17 protein-coding genes are annotated in these 18,940 nt (G+C 41.0%); 2 read left to right on the top strand and 15 right to left on the bottom strand.

The window, feature by feature from the left end; all coding sequences use genetic code 11:
• Window positions 1-3: 3 nt before the first annotated feature.
• The 6 genes from N780_RS14390 to N780_RS14365 all read right to left on the bottom strand — a co-directional run bounded on the left by N780_RS14390 (window position 4) and on the right by N780_RS14365 (window position 9,255).
• Complete coding sequence (locus tag N780_RS14390) at window positions 4-2,214, bottom strand: RelA/SpoT family protein (protein ID WP_036785570.1); 2,211 nt, start codon at window positions 2,212-2,214, stop codon at window positions 4-6.
• Window positions 2,215-2,424: 210 nt separating this feature from the next.
• Window positions 2,425-2,937, bottom strand: a complete 513-nt coding sequence (locus tag N780_RS14385) for an adenine phosphoribosyltransferase (RefSeq protein ID WP_036785567.1) — start codon at window positions 2,935-2,937, stop codon at window positions 2,425-2,427.
• Window positions 2,937-5,288 (bottom strand): single-stranded-DNA-specific exonuclease RecJ, encoded by a 2,352-nt coding sequence (gene recJ / locus N780_RS14380; RefSeq protein ID WP_036785563.1) that lies wholly within the window; start codon window positions 5,286-5,288, stop codon window positions 2,937-2,939. Before recJ ends, N780_RS14385 begins: the two co-directional genes overlap by 1 nt.
• Before the next feature lie 420 nt (window positions 5,289-5,708).
• Window positions 5,709-6,032 carry a LapA family protein gene (locus N780_RS14375; RefSeq protein WP_036785560.1) on the bottom strand — a complete coding sequence of 108 codons (324 nt, stop codon included), beginning with the start codon at window positions 6,030-6,032 and terminating at the stop codon, window positions 5,709-5,711.
• A 352-nt stretch (window positions 6,033-6,384) separates the two neighbouring features.
• Complete coding sequence (gene secD / locus N780_RS14370; RefSeq protein ID WP_036785557.1) at window positions 6,385-8,742, bottom strand: protein translocase subunit SecD; 2,358 nt, start codon at window positions 8,740-8,742, stop codon at window positions 6,385-6,387.
• 195 nt (window positions 8,743-8,937) lie between these two features.
• Window positions 8,938-9,255, bottom strand: a complete 318-nt coding sequence (locus N780_RS14365; RefSeq protein ID WP_036785554.1) for a post-transcriptional regulator — start codon at window positions 9,253-9,255, stop codon at window positions 8,938-8,940.
• A gap of 143 nt (window positions 9,256-9,398) precedes the next feature.
• Here N780_RS14365 and spoVB point away from each other — a divergent pair, with 143 nt between their 5' ends.
• The gene (gene spoVB / locus N780_RS14360; protein ID WP_036785551.1) at window positions 9,399-10,949 is read left to right on the top strand and encodes a stage V sporulation protein B; all 1,551 of its coding nucleotides are present in this window, start codon (window positions 9,399-9,401) and stop codon (window positions 10,947-10,949) included.
• Between the two features lie 155 nt (window positions 10,950-11,104).
• Here spoVB and N780_RS14355 read toward each other — a convergent pair whose 3' ends face one another.
• The 3 genes from N780_RS14355 to N780_RS14345 form a co-directional block, all read right to left on the bottom strand.
• Window positions 11,105-11,785: a class I SAM-dependent methyltransferase gene (locus N780_RS14355; protein WP_036785548.1), complete on the bottom strand. Its 681-nt coding sequence runs from the start codon at window positions 11,783-11,785 to the stop codon at window positions 11,105-11,107.
• Window positions 11,786-11,848: 63 nt separating this feature from the next.
• Complete coding sequence (locus N780_RS14350) at window positions 11,849-12,517, bottom strand: DUF421 domain-containing protein (protein WP_036785546.1); 669 nt, start codon at window positions 12,515-12,517, stop codon at window positions 11,849-11,851.
• 66 nt (window positions 12,518-12,583) lie between these two features.
• Window positions 12,584-13,888 (bottom strand): ArsB/NhaD family transporter, encoded by a 1,305-nt coding sequence (locus N780_RS14345; RefSeq protein ID WP_036785543.1) that lies wholly within the window; start codon window positions 13,886-13,888, stop codon window positions 12,584-12,586.
• Between the two features lie 128 nt (window positions 13,889-14,016).
• Here N780_RS14345 and N780_RS14340 point away from each other — a divergent pair, with 128 nt between their 5' ends.
• Window positions 14,017-14,394, top strand: a complete 378-nt coding sequence (locus N780_RS14340) for a TIGR04086 family membrane protein (RefSeq protein WP_036785539.1) — start codon at window positions 14,017-14,019, stop codon at window positions 14,392-14,394.
• Window positions 14,395-14,437: 43 nt separating this feature from the next.
• Here the strand turns inward: N780_RS14340 and yajC are convergent, their stop codons facing one another.
• The 6 genes from yajC to ruvA are packed head-to-tail and all read right to left on the bottom strand — an operon-like array spanning window position 14,438 to window position 18,787.
• Entirely contained in the window at window positions 14,438-14,707 is a 270-nt protein-coding gene (gene yajC / locus N780_RS14335; RefSeq protein ID WP_036785536.1) for a preprotein translocase subunit YajC, read from the bottom strand.
• A gap of 38 nt (window positions 14,708-14,745) precedes the next feature.
• A complete protein-coding gene (tgt, locus tag N780_RS14330) occupies window positions 14,746-15,885 on the bottom strand; it encodes a tRNA guanosine(34) transglycosylase Tgt (protein ID WP_036785533.1) in 1,140 nt (379 codons plus the stop codon).
• 21 nt (window positions 15,886-15,906) lie between these two features.
• Window positions 15,907-16,932 carry a tRNA preQ1(34) S-adenosylmethionine ribosyltransferase-isomerase QueA gene (gene queA, locus N780_RS14325; RefSeq protein WP_036785531.1) on the bottom strand — a complete coding sequence of 342 codons (1,026 nt, stop codon included), beginning with the start codon at window positions 16,930-16,932 and terminating at the stop codon, window positions 15,907-15,909.
• A gap of 21 nt (window positions 16,933-16,953) precedes the next feature.
• Entirely contained in the window at window positions 16,954-17,154 is a 201-nt protein-coding gene (locus tag N780_RS14320; RefSeq protein ID WP_036785528.1) for a DUF2905 domain-containing protein, read from the bottom strand.
• A complete protein-coding gene (gene ruvB / locus N780_RS14315; protein ID WP_036785525.1) occupies window positions 17,147-18,151 on the bottom strand; it encodes a Holliday junction branch migration DNA helicase RuvB in 1,005 nt (334 codons plus the stop codon). The genes N780_RS14320 and ruvB overlap by 8 nt, the downstream gene beginning before the upstream one ends.
• 15 nt (window positions 18,152-18,166) lie before the next feature.
• A complete protein-coding gene (gene ruvA / locus N780_RS14310) occupies window positions 18,167-18,787 on the bottom strand; it encodes a Holliday junction branch migration protein RuvA (RefSeq protein WP_036785522.1) in 621 nt (206 codons plus the stop codon).
• Between the last annotated feature and the right edge of the window lie 153 nt (window positions 18,788-18,940).

Here is an 18,940-nt window from a genome sequence, read left to right as displayed (position 1 = left end):
TCCTTACTGCAGTACACGACGAACTGTGTATACATCTGGGATCTGCTTAATTCGATCAACAACTTTACGCAAATGACTAATGTTTTGAATCATGATAGTCATGTGAATCGTTGCCATTTTATTACGATCTGATCTCCCTGTAACAGCCGTAATATTTGTCTTGGTTTCATTAACAGCCTGAAGCACCTCGTTCAAGAGACCTCTTCGATCATAACCTGAAATTTCTAAGTCAAGGCTGTATTGCTTACTGTCTTCACCAGTATTCTCCCACTCTACAGGAAGAAGTCTGTTCCTGACATCATCCGTTTTAACATTCGGACAGTCAGAACGATGGACAGAAACGCCACGTCCTTTCGTGATATAACCTACTATATCATCACCAGGGACAGGGTTACAGCAGCGCGAAAGTCTTACAAGTAAATTATCTACGCCTTTCACGCGCACGCCTGAGTCCTTTTTCTTCTTGTTCGATTGAGAAGGACGTTTTATATCGTTTTGAACACCTTCGAGTGTTTCTTCAAGATCTTTTTCTTTATTCTGCTTACGACGAATCTTCTCAGTTAGCCGAGTTGCAATCTGAGCAGCGGTTATTCCCTGATACCCAACAGCAGCATACATATCATCATCGTTTGTGAAATTAAACTTCTCAGCAACCCGATCCAGATTATCAGCGTTCAGCACTTCTTTAGGCTCAAGTTCCATCAATCGGATTTCTTTCTCGACAAGCTCTTTACCTTTAGCGATGTTTTCATCACGGCGTTGCTTCTTAAAGAATTGCTTAATCTTATTCTTGGCTTGTGACGTCTGACTAATCTTAATCCAGTCCTTCGAAGGGCCGTAAGAATGCTTCGACGTCATGACTTCCACAATGTCCCCTGTCTTCAGTTTATAATCCAGAGGTTCCATCTTACCGTTCACCTTAGCTCCAATCGTTTGATTCCCAACTTCTGTATGAATTTTATAGGAAAAATCAATTGGAACAGAGCCAGAAGGAAGTTCTATAACATCTCCCTTTGGAGTAAAGACGTAAACCATGTCAGAGAATAGGTCTACTTTAAGAGACTCCATAAACTCTTCAGCATCATGCGTTTCGTTCTGCCATTCCAAGATCTCTCTAAACCAAGTTAAACGTTCATCAAAGGATTGAGTATTCGACTCTACATTTAATCCTTCTTTATAAGCCCAGTGGGCCGCGATTCCGTATTCAGCAATGTCATGCATTTCATGTGTCCGAATTTGAACCTCTAAAGGATCACCCTTAGGTCCAATAACCGTTGTATGAAGAGATTGGTACAAGTTAGGCTTAGGCATCGCAATATAATCCTTGAACCGTCCAGGCATTGGCTTCCAGCACGTATGAATAATTCCAAGTACTGCATAGCAATCTTTAATGCTATTCACCAACACACGTACAGCGAGAAGATCATAAATTTCATTGAACTGTTTGTTTTGCAGTACCATTTTCCGGTAGATGCTATACAAGTGTTTGGGACGTCCAGAGATCTCTGCTGTAATATCCACTTCGTCGAGTTGGTTGTGAATTTCATCCATAACTTCGCCAATATAGTACTCTCTCTCATTACGCTTTTGTTTCATGAGGTGAACAATGCGATAGTACTGTTGAGGGTTTAAGTAACGAAGAGCAGTGTCCTCTAATTCCCATTTAATTGTAGATATACCCAAACGATGAGCTAATGGCGCAAAAATCTCGAGCGTTTCGTTAGAAATTCGACGCTGTTTCTCAGGAGGTAAATGCTTTAGCGTTCTCATATTGTGTAAACGGTCCGCTAATTTAATGAGAATGACACGAATATCCTTCGCCATGGCGACAAACATTTTACGATGATTCTCAGCTTGTTGAGCTTCTTTTGACTTATATTTAATTTTCCCTAACTTTGACACACCATCAACGAGCATTGCCACTTCTTCGTTAAACTGATTCTTGAGCTCTTCTACGGTTACATTTGTATCTTCTACAACATCATGTAAGAAACCGCCAGCAATCGTTACAGGATCCATCTCTAGTTCAACGAGGATACTCGCTACTTGGACAGGATGAATAATATACGGCTCACCAGATTTACGGTACTGTTCCTTATGCGCCTCTTGAGCAAATTCATAGGCACGACGAACAAAACCTGTATCTTCCTCAGATAAATACTGGCTCGCTTGTTCTACCACTTCATCAGCTGTCAAAATTTTATCTTTAGACATCCTATCACCTGATTATTAGAAATTCGTCATAGGTATAGACGTAGCATATATATGTGTTTAATTATCGAAAATTCTAATGAGAATGTAAAGAGGAAAGACTCATTTTATGTCGAAAACCTCTACTCCTACCTATTGGACGTGTTTCAATCGTTATTACGTTCGTATGATAAAAGAGTACTCCCATAACTTTGAGAGCACTCTTCGTTCCTTTTAGTATTGCATTAATGTTAGAACATCATAACCGTCTAGTTTCTCACGGCCATCTAAATATGTTAATTCTACAAGGAAAGCACAACCTACTACAATTCCGCCTAGTTGTTCAACCAAGTTTATTGTAGCCTCAATCGTACCGCCTGTTGCAAGAAGGTCATCTGTAATTAAAACACGTTGACCAGGTTTAATGGCATCCTTATGAATGGTTAATACATCTTTTCCATATTCCAAGCCGTAGTCGACTTTGATCGTTTCACGAGGAAGTTTACCCTCTTTACGCACAGGAGCAAATCCTACTTCCATTGCGTAAGAAACCGGGCAACCAATAATGAAACCACGTGCTTCAGGTCCAACAATAATATCGATTTCTCTTGTATTTGCATATTCTACAATTTCGTCAATTGCTGATTTAAATGCAGGTCCGTTATCCATCAAAGTTGTGATATCTTTAAATTTTATGCCCTCTGTCGGCCAGTCTTCCACAACCGTAATATATTGTTTTAAATCCATTAACTAATTTCCTCCTTAACGTCCGAAACTCGATCCATTTGCTCGGTAAACCAAGCTTTTAATTGAGGATAGGATGAGAAATATAACGTTTGTTCCACTTGTAATTGTTCGTGTTTTTGTTGGTATAGAGCTGATTCTGCCAAATCTTTTTTAGAAGGATTCGGATTCAGCGTTAAAAGTCCATTATCTATTCTAACAAATTCTAGTTCAAAAAACACCTGTGATATAAATTCCACCGAATCTTTTGACCATCCCTTATAATCTGCTAGTTTCGGTCCTTCTGTTTCTAGATGAAATTTCTTGCGTTTCACCAACATACCATAGAACCATTTGAAATGGTCACGGGTAGGTAACGTTTTTAAGAATGCCGCATCATCTGTTCGATAACATGCATAAATGTTGTGAGGTGTCATTTTTTGAACGACAGCACTGATCTGTTCCATAGATGTCGGAAGATCCATAAGAACCATATGTTCGATCTCGTCTAATGGCAAATCATCAATAAGTTCAGGATCATGGTTTAACTCAATTACCGGATAGTAATCAAACACCCACGCTGTGTTTTCAGTCGCCTCCCCAAAGAAGATAGCAACAGTATGATCAAATGGTAACTGCGGCATAGCCTTTTCAAGGTGGCGATTTCCTCTCAGGTCAAAGAGTTGCCAGTTATCGACGCGAAGGTCTTTCATCATAACCTGAGGTTTACGCTTACCGTTCCATTCATTGATAGAAAGTTCACCAACGATTGATACAGGCGATTGAGGAGCAAGACGAGGGTATAAATCCCCCATTCCAAAGCCGATGGTATCAATATCTGCCCCATTTGCTTTAAATCGCATCTTTAGATGATTTAGTTTACTCCCAATTTGCCTCAGCTCAGCAGGTATTGCTTCTTCAATGCGGAAAAGAGGCTTAGGATTCCCCATTCCAAACGGCGCTAGCTTCGCAATCTCTTCAATTGTTGATATCGTTATATCTTCGAGTTTTACGGTTCGGTCAATCGTTAAGAGTTGCTTAAAATCTTCAGGTGCTAGCTTTTGTTCTGCCAACTCATTTAGTGCCTCTCGAAGTGTTGCTACGTTCTCAAGTGGCAAGGTCATTCCAGCTGCTTGAGCATGACCTCCGAAATGAGTAAACTGACCACGAACTTCCATGCAATTTGTAAACATATCAAATGCATCAATGCTTCTGGCAGATCCTTTAGCTGTCTGAGCCTCAGGGTCGACCGTTAAAACAATCGTTGGTCGATCATACTTATTTACAAGACGAGATGCTACAATACCAAGCACGCCCTGATTCCAACCTTCTTTAGCAACAACAATGACAGAAGGAAGATCATCTGCCTGAGCATCAAGCATAGCTTCTGCTTCTTCAGCAATCTCAGCAACAATCTTCTGACGTTCTTGATTGAGCGCGTGAATTTGATTAGCTAACGCTTCTGCTTCTGAATCACTCTCTGTTAATAATAGATCAACAGCAGGAAATGCATCTTGCAATCGACCCACAGCGTTAATACGAGGTCCTATAGCAAAGCCAATGTCTTCTTCGGTGATGTCACCTTCAATGCTACACACTTTCTTTAAAGCTTGTACACCAGGTCGAATAGACCTTGAGATAGCTTTAAGTCCGTGTGCGGCTAATATACGGTTTTCATCATGCAACGGAACCAAGTCCGCTATTGTTCCGATAACAACTAAATCCAGTAAGTGTTTTGGGAAATCTCCTAATAATGCATGTGCGAATTTGAACGCAACCCCTACACCTGCAAGTTCCTGAAATGGGTACGTATCAGATAATTTAGGATGCACAATTGCAAAAGCATCTGGTAGTTCAGTTTGAGCCTCGTGGTGGTCGGTAATGATTAAGTCAATGCCCAATTCTTTCGCTACAGACGCTTCATGATTAGCCGCTATACCTGTATCTACGGTAATGATTAAGGTGATCCCTTCTGCATGTGCATTTCGAAAAGCTTCTTCATTAGGACCATATCCTTCTGTAAAGCGGTTCGGAATGTAGTAATCTACATAAGCCCCCATTTCACGAAGGGCTTCGACCATTAAAGCAGTTGAGCTGACCCCATCCGCATCATAATCACCAAACACCCATATATATTCTTCCTGTTCAATCGCTCTCTTTACACGATCAACAGCTTTGTTCATATCATTCATTAACATTGGATCATGTAATTGTTCCAGTTGAGGAGATAGAAATAATTTTGCAGCTTCTTTCGTTTCAATACCTCTTTTTCTTAACAAGTCTTGCGTCAAAGAAGACAATGATAAAGAGGAATCAATCGGAAGAGTTGGCTCCTCTTCTTGGGTTAAATTCCATTTTGCTTTACTCCGTAACATAGATTCACCCCTAACAGACCCATTATACAAGAGCAAGGTAAGGGGAGCAAATGAATTTCAGTTGGAAAAGGTAGACATGAAAAGTGCAGGCGTGGTGCTTAGGGATAAAAGGAAGTTCGACTAGGATCGTCACATCAATAGCCAACGTCGAACGACCCCACATCGTGTGGGGCCGGATAAGCCAGCTTTTTGGAAAAGGCGATTAGCCTTTGGAAAAAAGATGGCTTATCTCGCTAGGTCCTCCACGCCGGAACTAGCCTACTCCTTCTTCCACGGACGCCTTACATCCCTCCCAGGCCAAATGGACCACCTTAAAGATAAGGGCTAAAATCAAACCCCACACTTAAATTTCTATTGGACTTTATCACAAAAAATTAGGATGAAATCATATGATTTCATCCTGCCAGTACAATTGTTTATCTATTTAGCACGTTCTTCTTCAATTGGCTGATTCTTATCTTCTTCTGCCTTACGTGCAGTCACACGCTCAGGATCCTCTCCTAATTGTCTCAGTTTTTCTTTTAAAGCACGATTATCCCGCTGAAGCTGATAATTACGAACGGTTCCAAAAATCCCAGCAATCAAACCGCCCATTAATACGGACCCTAAAATAATAAGAATCAACGGAGCCTGTCCTGTTCCGAATAAGTAATTCACTTCAACCGCGTCGACATTAAACACCGCGAAAATAGCTACAATAAGAGCAAATACTAACGCTAATATAAAATTCTTCTGTCCCTTCAAAGAACCCATCTCCTTTCTCAAAACCTTCAATTATTTTACTCTTCCTTTCTTCTTCTATTCCCAAGTGGAGCTGTCTTGAAAACTTATCGTAGATATTAGCTGTTTCCGTTAACTTTGGCTAGGAGTAAGGAGGGCCTGGAAACGCGTCAGGGCAGGGAGATCGCTCAGCTCACAACCTCAGATACCTTGTCTCGTGAGGGGTTAAAGAAAAGCGCGTTCTAAGGGAGAATCCCCAATCACTCCTTCAAGGAACGGACCTTTTTAGCATAGAGTCTCAATGTAGAATATACCAAAACACATAAATCCCCATAAAAGTAAAAAAAGAGCTCTCCGAATGGGAGAGCTCTTACACTTATACTTGTGGTCCGCCAGTTTGTTTCTTCTCTTTGTACTCAATCGGTTTACGCTTAAGCATACTTCCTCTCCATACTAACCACAGCTGAGCTGCGATGAATAGAGAAGAATACGTACCAGCAATTAAACCAACAACAAGACCAAATGAGAAGTTCGTGATGGCTGTTGCTCCGAATAACAGAAGCATTAAGGCAGCAAATACGACCGTTAGGACGGTATTAAGACTACGAGCTAATGTTTCCATTAAACTCTTATTCACGATCTCTGCTAACTCAGAGAATGTCTTCACTTTCTTCTTCAGCTTCAGATTCTCACGGATACGGTCAAACGTAACGATTGTATCGTTTACGGAATAACCAACGATGGTAAGAATCGCTGCAATAATCGTAATATCAAATTCGAGCTGCGTTAAGCTAAACAGCGCGATGATAAAGAAGGCATCATGAAGTAGAGCCACTATAGCCGTTAATGCGAAATAAATTTCGAATCGAATCGTCACATAGATGATAATCCCAATGGACGCAATTGCCACGGCGTACACAGCATTCTTCACAAGTTCTTCACCCACAATGGATGATACAGTGCTCACACTTGGATTGCTTCCGTAAAGTTCATTAAAGTGACCTTTAATGTCTGCAATTTCAGATTTAGATAACACGCTAGTGAAACGGGCTACACCAATTTCGTCATCGTCACCTGAGATCACAATCGTCTTCGGTGTATATCCAATCTCTTCGAATTCTTCTTTTAATGTTTCTTCTGTAACTGGCTCATCCGCTAGTACTTGCACGCGAGAACCACTTGTAAAGTCAATCCCTAGATTTAGCCCCATTGCACCTAATGCAATTGCACCAGAGAGAATAAGAGCAATTGAAATACCAAAGAATTTCTTACGGTGTTTAACAAAGTCAAAGGAACGGCCAAAGACTTTCGCCTCTACCTCTTCGCCTTTCTCTATGTCTTTCACCTGGCTTGGTTTAACTCCAAAGAAACCTGGTTTCTTATTCAAAGCCCTGCTCTTAACAAGTAAACCTAGCATCAATCGAGAGCCATAAACAGCTGTTAAGAAGCTGACTAAAATACTGATAATTAACATGGTCGCAAACCCTTTTACAGAGCTTGTACCGAATATAAATAGGACAATCGCAGCCAACATGGTTGTAATATTGGCATCAAGTATCGTTGCTAAGGATCTGCTATTACCTGCTTTAAAGGCAGATAGTGTAGATTTACCCGCTTTCATCTCTTCTTTAATACGCTCATACGTTATAATGTTCGCGTCAACTGCCATACCGACACCGAGCACGAGTGCAGCGATTCCTGGTAGTGTCAGAACTCCGTTCATTAACTCAAATACAAGAAGAATTAAGAAGATGTAGGTTGATAGAGTAATGACAGCGACTACACCTGGAAGGCGGTAGTAGAAAAGCATATAAACAAAGACTAAAGCAATACCAATGGCACCGGCTATAATCGTTTTGTTTAATGCTTGCTCACCAAACTGCGCTCCTACAGACGTAGAATAGAGCTCTTTCATATCAACTGGCAATGAACCGGCATTTAAAATATTGGCAAGTTCTTGAGCACCATCCACCGTAAAGTCGCCTGTAATCATTACTTCTTTCGTAAGTAAAGGTTCGCTTACGCGTGGGGCTGATATATACCCTTGTTCTTCTGGATTGTTAAAGTCAGCTATAAAGGAATCTTCTTCCCCAAAGTCCATCCAGATTACCATAGAATTCTCACTGTAAGGAGTCGATGGGTCGTCTCCTAACTGAGAAACTTTCTTGGTTACACTTTGAAACTCTTTCGCATCTTTTACTTTTAACGTAACAATCGGTGCTTTCGTATCAGGATGAAATTCTTGTTGGGCACTGCCTTCTACAAGATTTGATCCGTTGAAAATTTCTCCATTTTCTGTGTCTGGCTCATTATTATCATCCTCTTCATCCATTTCCAATGAGAGAGGTTCATCATTGATGCGAATTTCATCATCATCAACGGTTCTAAATGACAGACGAGCGGAGGTACCAATGAGCTCCCGAGCTTTGTTCTGGTCTTCAATTCCAGCAAGCTGAACCCGGATACGGTCCTCTCCTTCAATATTGACGCTCGTTTCACTAATTCCTAGTGAATCCACACGTCTATAAATCGTTTCAACAGTTGCTTCTAAAGCATCCCTGTCAATCTCTTGATCTTCATCAATTGGTGTAACCTCGTACAAAATTTCAAATCCACCTTGAAGATCAAGCCCAAGGCGAATATCCTTTGTAATTCCTTGTATCGTTGTTCCTATCGTACCTGCAAAGATAAGCAAGAGTAGAAAAAACGCAACGATACGACCGCGTTTTACCATGAGTATAAGTGCCTCCTTCTGACTTCTCCAACAACCGTTTTATGAAATAGTAATACATCCTTACGCATAAAAGAGTGGTCTAAGTAATACCACTCTACAACTACGTGAGCCTTTTGTATGTATAGAAAAAATGATCATTGTGACTATAATGCCACACGCCAATATTGTAATTATAGAAATCTTTGGGAAGCACTGTCAATACGACGTTTCATTTTCTTGTTTATTTGGATCATGGTTCCTTAATGCTTCTACCTGAGCAAGTAGATCATCACTCTGGTAAGCTTGTACAGTTAAATAACTCATATATGTACCTACACTTAAGTGAAACACATCCTGTACTGCCCTATGTAAACGTAACGTTGGATTGCCCTTCCAAACTTTCTTCTCTAGGCACTTCCATATATCTTCCTCATGTGCTTTGCTATACCCAAGCAAGTGAAATTCTTCTTTCTTGCTTTGTAATACAGGATAAATCGTCTTCTTCCACTGTATTACAGGTTTTCCTTCTTCCATATATGATACCCCTCTCATTCAGCTCTACAAATCACACAGCAAATGTTTCAATCAATTACGAATGATTGTCATGCTTGCCCACCTTTTCTGCATATATTCATTGTATACGAATTTCAATTCTTTGAGAAGGTAGGTCGTAATGAATGACCAAACAAACCTTTTTACAAGGTACTCTGATTTTAATTGCAGCAGGCATGATTACTCGCTTCCTTGGGTTTGTCAATCGGATCGTCGTAGCACGCATCATGGGGGAGGAAGGTGTAGGCCTTTATATGATGGCCATCCCAACCCTCATCTTAGTTATTACCCTCACCCAATTCGGATTACCTGTAGCTATATCGAAACGGGTAGCAGAGGCTGAAGCTATAGGAGATTTAAAGAAAGTAAAGAAAATTCTAGTGATCTCTCTCACTGTCACAGGTGTATTGAGCATCATCTTTACAACAGGAATGGTTCTTTTAGCTCCATTGTTATCTCAAACTTTGTTAACAGATGAACGGACCCTATATCCTCTTCTTGCAATCAGTCCTATTGTTCCTATTGTAGCGATCTCCTCTGTGTTACGAGGGTATTTCCAAGGTCGCCAAAATATGAAGCCCCAAGCTTACTCACAGGTAATTGAACAGATTGTACGCATCAGTTTTGTAGCGTTATTCACGAAAGCACTCGCTCCATACGGAGTCGAATACGCTGCAGCAGGTGCAATGATTTCAGTCGTATTAGGAGAGTTTTGTTCTTTGTTGTACATGCTTCATATGTTTAAAGTGAAAAAACGTGTGAAAGTCAGAAGAAAGTTTATGAGTTACATTAAAAACGGTAAAGACACATTCAATGAACTCATGTCTATCGCCCTTCCGACTACCGGGAGCCGAATGGTTGGGTCCATATCCTTTTTCTTAGAGCCAATACTTGTAGCACAAAGCCTAGCTATTGCAGGCGTACAAACCGCTATGGCGACGAAACAGTATGGAGAACTAACGGGATATGCACTCCCTCTTTTGTTACTTCCAACGTTTATTACACAATCTCTTTCCGTCGCTCTTGTTCCAAACATTAGTGAAGCTGGAGCTAAAGGGGATCAAACGTTAATACACTACCGTATTCATCAAGCTATTCGTTTATCCTTTGCTTCAGGAGCTATTGCGACCGTTATATTAACCATTTTCGCTACACCAATCTTAACGTTTATGTATGGTCATGGAAATGCATCCAGGTTCTTACTTGTAATGGCACCATTCTTCTTAATGCTTTATTTCCAAGCCCCTTTACAAGCTGCTCTACAAGCCCTTGATTTAGCGAAAGCTGCCATGTGGAACAGCCTAATAGGAGCTGTTGTAAAGTTCGCTGTATTACTATCGCTAGCCACTCAACCTGAATTCGGTATTATGGGAGTAGCGCTTGCAATCGTAGTGGGTGTTATTCTCGTTACGTTCTTACATCTAGCAACACTAATGAAAGCGATCCAGTTCCGAATTCCACTTGTTGATATTGGAAAGATGGTTCTATTAATGGGAAGCACATGGTTTATTGGCTATAAAATGAACGAACTATTCAAAGAAGCCACCATGGCCCCTATACCATTTCTATTGTTAATATCCGTATTCACAGGTGTCTACATCATCTTCCTATTCGCTTTCCGCTTTATAACTAAAGAAGAACTGCAACAGTTACCTTTCTTTCAAAAAAAGCGATAAACTAAAATAAAAACCAAGTATAAAATCAAATCTGATTTTATACTTGGTTTTTTTGATAGGGAGGTCGATGGATAGGTACCATCTATTCCTCGTTCTTCGATATATCACTCCCTATTAAAAGCGTCTTCACAAAGAATGAAACCGCCTTGCAGCTTTTATTGCTTCTCTACTATAAAGACCCACAAAAAGGTCAGCGCTTGCTTTAAGGGTTTTGGTAAACCTTCTATATCTTCTTCACTTACCCCCTCTTTAAAAACCCCGTATCCATCAACGATTTTCCAACCATTCTCACCCGCGAGCTGTTCAAATTCCCAGGGCATCATCGTATTACAAATGACATCTTCACCATACAACCTTCTGTAGCTATTTTGACGAGGGCCTGCAGTTGGACCAAGGATCGCTATACACAAACGGCCTCCAGGCTTTAAGACTCTTCTCAGTTCTTCTAAGGCCCCTTTTGGATCCTCTGTCCATTCAAGTGAGTTGATGGCCATTAACCCGTCATATGTATCTTCAGCAAAAGGAAGATCGGCCAAATCACCTTGTGTAAAATTTAGTCGCTCCCCATTCATTCGTTTTGCATGCTCTATCATTTTAGGAGAAATATCAACTCCCGTTACATGGTATCCCGCTTCACTCAATAGATATGCCCCATAACCGTCCCCGCAGCCAATATCAGCTATTTGGCTACCCTCCGGTATATAGTGTTTAATGAATGGAATGATCCCAGCACGGGACCCTTGACTCCACATAGAACGACTCTTTTCACTCCAAAACGAAACATTCTGATCCCACTTTTTTGTGGCTGCCTCATGCCAATTGAATGATTCACTCATAATCCTGCCTCCTTAGGTATAAAAAAGAAGATGCCTTCAATACTGAGGCACCTCCTCTTTATATTACTGTTTTTCATCATATTCGTCGATGTACCATTTATTTTTATGATCTATGGTTAGTAAGGAAATTTGTTCAGGGTGTTCATAACCCCGCTTACGGATTTCCGTTAACAGCCATTTCTCATCTTTTCCATTACGCTTTAAGTTCTCCTCTTGTACCTTGCCGTCTGTAATAAACGGCATAAGAAATCCATTCATATCTTGAGAGGAATTGTCTTGTTTTTCGATAATGGAAAGCTTACCAGAAGGCTCCAATAAAGCAAAAGCTACTTCATTAACAGACGAGGTACCATTTTCCCTTAATTGTTGTAGTAAATCATTAAAATTGTACCTCTGTTTCCTCATTTCATTTTCGTCAATCTTTCCGTTCTGAATAATAACAGAAGCTTTCCCATCAACCTTTTCTCTAAACCATTGACTTTTTAAAGAGAACCACGCACTCAACCTTTGAATCAGCAAAAGAACAAGCATTGGGATTACTGCGTGGATAAATTCATCCTTAGGCTCTTCAATCGAAAAGACTCCGATCTCAGCAAGCATGATAAAGACCACTAAGTCGAGTATGGATAGCTCACCTATCTCTCTTTTTCCCATTACCCGAAAAATCACTAATATTACAAAATAAGTGGCAAACGTTCTCCAAATAATAATCCATGTTTCCTCTAAATTCACACCAGGTTCACTTCTTTCTATTGTCCCTAATGTTCCTAGTGTGAACCGATTTGACGCTTACTATGCTTACATGCCAGCTTGCATAAATGGAACAAGATATCGAAACCAAACGTAAACCGTACATACGACAAGCGAAAAGAGCACAACAGGCATTCCATATAGCATAAACTTTAAAAATCCAATGGGGTGTCTGGCACTAGAAGCCAATCCTGCTACGACCACATTAGCTGATGCCCCTATTAGCGTTCCATTTCCTCCTAGACAAGCCCCAAGAGCAAGAGACCACCACAAAGGGTCTAAATTCGTCATCCCATAGGACTGAAACTCTTTGATAACTGGAATCATAGCTGCCACAAACGGTATGTTATCAACGATTCCTGAGAAAAGACCTGATATCCATAAAATCATAAGCGCCGTTGATGGCAGATCACCTTCTGTTAACCAAATCATCCCCCTGGCCAACTCATCAATCACACCAACTTGTTCAAGCCCGCCAACGAGCATAAATAGCCCCATAAAGAAAAACAAGGTGACCCATTCAACCTCTTCAAAGACTTTTTCTGTATTTGATTCTTTTTCTGTAAGTAAAAGTAACAGAATGGCTCCACAAACAGCGACGGTCGTTAAATCAACATGCACAAATGCGTGCAGCAGAAAACCAAGAATGGTCATAGAGAGTACCGCAACAGACTGATAAAGCATTGGGGTTTTCTTTAAGTATGAAGAAGGATCTAATTCCATTAATGTACGGACATGGTCCCCCTCTCCCTTCACAAGGGATTTTCTAAACAAGAGGACTAGTCCAAATAAAGTAGCTGTAAAAATGATCACAACAACCGGGCCAAGATGAACCAGAAAAGACATAAACGTAAAATGATCGACAGCTTGCCCAATCATAATGTTTGGAGGATCGCCTATTAAAGTAGCTGTTCCTCCAATATTCGCACATAAAATTACCGTTAATAAATAAGGGAAGGCAGGCAATTTTAACTTTGAAGTCAGAGTTAGCAAAATAGGTACAAATAAGAGGACTGTTGTTACGTTATCTAGTAAGGCCGAACCTATAGCTGTTAACACACCCGATACAATGAGAAGCGGGATAGGAGCACCTTTAACCCGCTGAGCTAAAAGAATAGCTATGTATTCGAATAAGCCTGTTTTTTTCGTAATTGAAACGAGCACCATCATAGAGAATAAAAGCGTAATAGTAGACCAATCAATGAAGCTAGTGAACGCCTCTTCCCAGCTATATATGCCACTTAGTAACATAAGAACCCCGCCCGCTAAAGCCACCAATGCACGATTTATCTTCTCTGACATAATAAACACATAGCTAACGATAAACACAGCAACCGCCAGGGTCGTTTCCATTAGTACCCCCCTTTTTTCTTGTCCATTTTTACTACTATATTCACGTACCTTAGGAAAATATTTTATTCTATTTTATTTTTTTATGAATAAAGTGGTAAAAAGATGGACGAACAGGGAGGAGAATAAATATGGTTAAAGAAAGAATGATGGCACTCGCCTATGGATGGGGCACCATTCTTATTATTATGGTATTGAGCAGCTTTACACTGGCCTTATTCCTTAAATTCTCGGAAATGTCACAACCAACTCTGCAATGGGCAACACTTGTAATAGGATTAATTACACTATTTATCGGAGGATTTATAGCAGGAGCAAAAGGAAAAGAACAGGGCTGGTTGCTTGGTTTATTAACAGGTTTAGGATTCCTTGTATTTGTTCTCTTGTTTCAATACCTAGGGTATCAACAAGGCATGTCGACATCTCAACTTCTTTATCTGGGCGGTTATGTGGTCATGGCTCTCTTAGGGGGAATGATGGGGGTCAATGTAGGAGGAAAATCTAAATAAAAAACGCGCTCATCTCTAGCTAGAGATGAGCGCGTTTTTTTCACTATGCCTTCTGATTCACAACTTCACGGATAGCTGAACGATCGTATGTAAGTTTCGTTCCATCCTCTACCTGTAAAATAAGCGTGTTTTCATCTAGCGCATGAATGGTTGCGTGCATGCCGCCAATTGTAATGATATGATCTCCTTTTTGAAGATCAGATTGCATTTGTTTGACTTGCTTTTGACGCTTTTGCTGCGGTCGGATAAGCAAGAAGTAAAACAGTACAAACATTAAAGCTAGCATAATTAATGAACCTGCAGAACCTGCCATGGATTTTTCCCTCCTTTCAATTAAGAAGCTTCTATCATTTAGAAGTTTTTAGCATCTGGTTTATTGAAACCATATTGTTCAAAGAACTCTTCACGGAAGTCACCAAGACGGTCTTCGCGAATCGCTTCTCGGACTTGCTTCATTAATTTTAACAGAAAATAAAGATTATGATAAGTTGTAAGTCGGAAACCAAACGTTTCGTTACACTTAATTAGGTGACGAATATAAGCTCTTGAGTAATTTCGGCATGTATGGCAATCACATTCAGGATCAATCGGACCGAAGTCACGAGCAAACTTGGCGTTACGAACAACTAAACGACCTTGTGAAGTCATACATGTTCCGTTACGAGCAATACGTGTAGGTAATACACAATCAAACATATCAATACCGCGCATTGCACCATCGATAAGAGAGTCAGGAGAACCTACTCCCATTAAGTAGCGAGGCTTATCCGTCGGAAGATATGGTGTTGTGAAATCTAGCACTCGGTTCATAACATCTTTTGGCTCCCCTACGGATAAACCTCCAACCGCGTAACCAGGAAAGTCCATAGAGACTAGATCATTAATACTTTGACGACGAAGATCTTCATACTCCCCACCTTGAACAATCCCAAATAGACCTTGATCGTGTGGACGTTTGTGAGCCTCTAAACAACGCTCCGCCCATCTACTTGTTCGTTCAACGGACTTCTTCATATATTCGTGACTCGCTGGATATGGAGGGCACTCGTCAAACGCCATCATAATATCAGCACCAAGAGCGTTTTCAATATGCATTGCTTTCTCAGGTGAAAGGAATAGCTTCTCACCGCTAATATGATTACGGAAATGAACTCCTTCTTCTTTGATGTCACGCAGCTTACTTAGGCTAAAGACCTGAAAGCCACCGGAGTCCGTTAAAATGGAACCGTCCCAGTTCATGAACTTGTGAAGGCCACCTGCTTCTTCTACGATATCTTCTCCTGGCCTTAACCATAAGTGATACGTATTAGAGAGGATGATCTCCGCTCCCATCTGCTTTAGCTCTTCTGGTGCCATCGTTTTAACCGTAGCGAGCGTTCCTACCGGCATAAACATTGGAGTTTCAAAAGAACCATGGGGTGTATGAACTCGCCCTAAACGAGCTCCTGTTTGTTTACATGTTTTTATGTGTTCGTACCTAATTGGCATCATTCATACCCTTTCTATCTCTCATTATAAAATTAGCATTGCATCGCCGAAACTAAAGAAGCGATACTGTTCATCCACAGCTTCCTTGTATGCACGCATAACAAATTCCTTACCAGCAAGTGCACTTACAAGCATGATTAGTGTAGATTTAGGCAAGTGGAAGTTCGTAATTAACCCATCAATCGCTTTAAAGTCGTATGGTGGGTAAATGAAAATATCAGTCCAACCAGATGCTTCTTTAAAAGAACCATGATCTCTTGCAATGGTTTCAAGAGTTCTAGTAGAAGTCGTTCCAACTGGAATAACGCGACCACCACTCTCTTTGACGCGATTTAATTGATCAGCTGTGTCCTTAGACATCTGATAAAATTCAGCATGCATATCATGCTCCTCTACAGAATCCACACTTACAGGACGGAATGTGCCAAGACCAACGTGGAGTGTGATATAAGCAATTTCTACACCTTTATCCTGAATCTCTTGTAATAGTTCTTTCGTAAAGTGAAGACCTGCTGTAGGAGCGGCTGCTGAACCTTCCTCTTTAGAATAAACGGTTTGATAACGCTCCCGGTCAGACACTTGTTCCTTAATGTAAGGAGGAAGCGGCATCTCACCTAAAGATTCTAATACTTCAAGAAAGATTCCCTCGTACGAAAATGTCAGAATACGACCGCCATGATCTTGTAACTCTGTACATTCAGCCACGAGTTTTCCATCTCCAAATGAAATCTTGCTCCCTAGCTTAATCTTTTTAGCTGGTTTCACAAGAACTTCCCACTCGTCTCCTTGACGTTGATGAAGAAGCAATACTTCCACTTTAGCACCTGTGTCTTCCTTCACACCGTATAAACGTGCAGGAAGCACTCTTGTATTGTTCAAGACTAAACAATCACCAGGCTTTAAGTATGAGGTGATGTTGTAAAAATGTTTATGATCTATGGTTTCCTTATCACGGTCCATCACAAGTAACCGAGAAGACGTTCGATCTTCCAAAGGAGTCTGTGCAATTAACTCTTCTGGTAAATCAAAGTCGAAATCGTTTATGTTCATATGTCTCTCCCTATCTAGTTCTTATCGAAATTTCCCAATAATATATAGCACAACGCTTGCAACAACACTCACTATAATAGACGTCATGATCGGAAAATAAAAGGTTGTATTTCCTTTTTTAAAGAGGAAGTCTCCAGGAAGCTTCCCGAAAATGCTCCAAATGAGGCCTATCACAATGAAGAGAACACCTAAAACGATAAACATCTTAGGGAATTCATTCACTTCCAGGCACCTCCCGATTAAAGTGTTCATAGGCTAAATGTGTTACTAGTCTGCCCCTTGGTGTACGTTGAATAAACCCTTTTTGTAAGAGAAATGGTTCGTACACATCCTCAATCGTTTGTGACTCTTCGCCAATCGTTGCCGATATCGTATCAAGTCCAACTGGTCCGCCTCTGAAGTGATCCATAATACCGAGTAACAACTTATGGTCCACGTGATCAAGACCTGCCTGATCGACTTGAAGCATATTCAATGCTTGATCTGTTGTTTCACGAGATATAACACCTTCCCCTTTTACTTGCGCAATATCACGCACCCGCTTCAGAAGACGGTTGGCGATACGCGGGGTTCCCCTAGAACGACGGGCTATTTCCACAGCCGCCTGATCATCAATTTCCACATCAAAGATTTCAGAGGTTCTCTTCACAATTTCACAAAGGTCATCTGTAGTGTAGTAATCCAAACGACTTAACACACCAAACCTGTCTCGAAGGGGAGCAGAAAGTAAACCAGCCCGCGTCGTAGCACCAACGAGTGTGAATGGAGGAAGATCTAGCCGTATGGATCTTGCTTCTGAACCTGAGCCAATGACAATATCAAGGCAAAAATCTTCCATAGCAGGATAGAGCACTTCCTCAACTGACCTTGGCAAACGGTGAATCTCATCTATAAACAAGACATCTCCTGCTTCAAGAGAAGACAGAATAGCAGCTAAATCACCAGCCCGTTCAATTGCAGGACCAGCCGTTGTCCTAAATTGGCCGCCCATCTCACTTGCTATAATGGAAGCTAATGTGGTTTTACCAAGACCCGGAGGCCCATAGAGAAGAACATGGTCTAGAGGTTCATTTCTCATTCTCGCAGCTTCTATAAAAATTCGTAGGTTTTCTTTGGTCTTCCCTTGCCCAATATATTGAGCAAGCGTTTGTGGTCGGAGACTTAATTCGACTGAAGCATCATCTGTCATGGCCTCCCCACTAACCATCCGATCATCCATGGTAACCCTCCTTACTTACGCTTTCTGCATCATAAGGGCTAACCCTTTACGTACATATTCGTCGACACTTGAACATTGTTCTTTTTGAAGCTTAGGTCGAATGGATTTAATTTCTTTATCCGAATAACCAAGCGCCTTCATCGCCTCGAGCGCTTCATCTACATAGTTTGACTGTTCCTCATGCGTATGTTCACCTTCAAAGAAGATGCTCGTCTCGTCCTGTTCCACAGGTAACCATTCGGTCAGTTTTCCTTTTAGATCAAGGATCATCTGTCTAGCCGTCTTCTTCCCAACTCCAGGGAAACGAGTTAAGAATTTGTCATCCTCCCGCTCAATTGCCGAAACCACTTCACCAACAGACGTTGAACCAACAATGGCAAGAGCACCCTTAGGTCCTATGCCAGATACATTTAATAACTTAGAGAAGATCACCTTCTCCTCAGACGTCTTAAAACCATACAACGTCTGTATATCTTCCCTTACATAATGATACGTATATACAAGCGTTTCCTTCCCCTTCATCGATTGAAAGGCAAACGGATTCGCACATAAAATTTCATAACCAATGCCATTCGCTTCTAAAATAACATTCTCAGCCGACACAGCAGCCACATTCCCTCTAACATAAGCTATCATTACAATCGTTCTCCCTTACATCCGTAGTCACCTCTATATATTTTAACATATGAACCCCAAAAGCGCAGGCCCCCGTTTTGCTCCGTTAGGCATAAGACAAAGAGCGGAGGGAGGCGTCCTTCCCTCCCGCAGTTCTTTGACTTATGACCCCGA

Source organism: Pontibacillus chungwhensis BH030062, from assembly GCF_000770675.1.
Taxonomy (GTDB): domain Bacteria; phylum Bacillota; class Bacilli; order Bacillales; family BH030062; genus Pontibacillus; species Pontibacillus chungwhensis.
This window is presented reverse-complemented; position numbering and strand designations above follow the sequence as displayed.

Excerpts from the sequence above, each read along its gene's own strand:
- N780_RS14390 (WP_036785570.1), bottom strand. The coding sequence starts at position 2,214 with ATGTCTAAAGATAAAATTTTGACAGCTGATGAAGTGGTAGAACAAGCG.
- N780_RS14385 (WP_036785567.1), bottom strand. The coding sequence starts at position 2,937 with ATGGATTTAAAACAATATATTACGGTTGTGGAAGACTGGCCGACAGAG.
- recJ (WP_036785563.1), bottom strand. The coding sequence starts at position 5,288 with ATGTTACGGAGTAAAGCAAAATGGAATTTAACCCAAGAAGAGGAGCCA.
- secD (WP_036785557.1), bottom strand. The coding sequence starts at position 8,742 with ATGGTAAAACGCGGTCGTATCGTTGCGTTTTTTCTACTCTTGCTTATC.
- N780_RS14365 (WP_036785554.1), bottom strand. The coding sequence starts at position 9,255 with ATGGAAGAAGGAAAACCTGTAATACAGTGGAAGAAGACGATTTATCCT.
- spoVB (WP_036785551.1), top strand. The coding sequence starts at position 9,399 with ATGACCAAACAAACCTTTTTACAAGGTACTCTGATTTTAATTGCAGCA.
- N780_RS14355 (WP_036785548.1), bottom strand. The coding sequence starts at position 11,785 with ATGAGTGAATCATTCAATTGGCATGAGGCAGCCACAAAAAAGTGGGAT.
- N780_RS14345 (WP_036785543.1), bottom strand. The coding sequence starts at position 13,888 with ATGGAAACGACCCTGGCGGTTGCTGTGTTTATCGTTAGCTATGTGTTT.
- N780_RS14340 (WP_036785539.1), top strand. The coding sequence starts at position 14,017 with ATGGTTAAAGAAAGAATGATGGCACTCGCCTATGGATGGGGCACCATT.
- yajC (WP_036785536.1), bottom strand. The coding sequence starts at position 14,707 with ATGGCAGGTTCTGCAGGTTCATTAATTATGCTAGCTTTAATGTTTGTA.
- tgt (WP_036785533.1), bottom strand. The coding sequence starts at position 15,885 with ATGATGCCAATTAGGTACGAACACATAAAAACATGTAAACAAACAGGA.
- queA (WP_036785531.1), bottom strand. The coding sequence starts at position 16,932 with ATGAACATAAACGATTTCGACTTTGATTTACCAGAAGAGTTAATTGCA.
- ruvB (WP_036785525.1), bottom strand. The coding sequence starts at position 18,151 with ATGGATGATCGGATGGTTAGTGGGGAGGCCATGACAGATGATGCTTCA.
- ruvA (WP_036785522.1), bottom strand. The coding sequence starts at position 18,787 with ATGATAGCTTATGTTAGAGGGAATGTGGCTGCTGTGTCGGCTGAGAAT.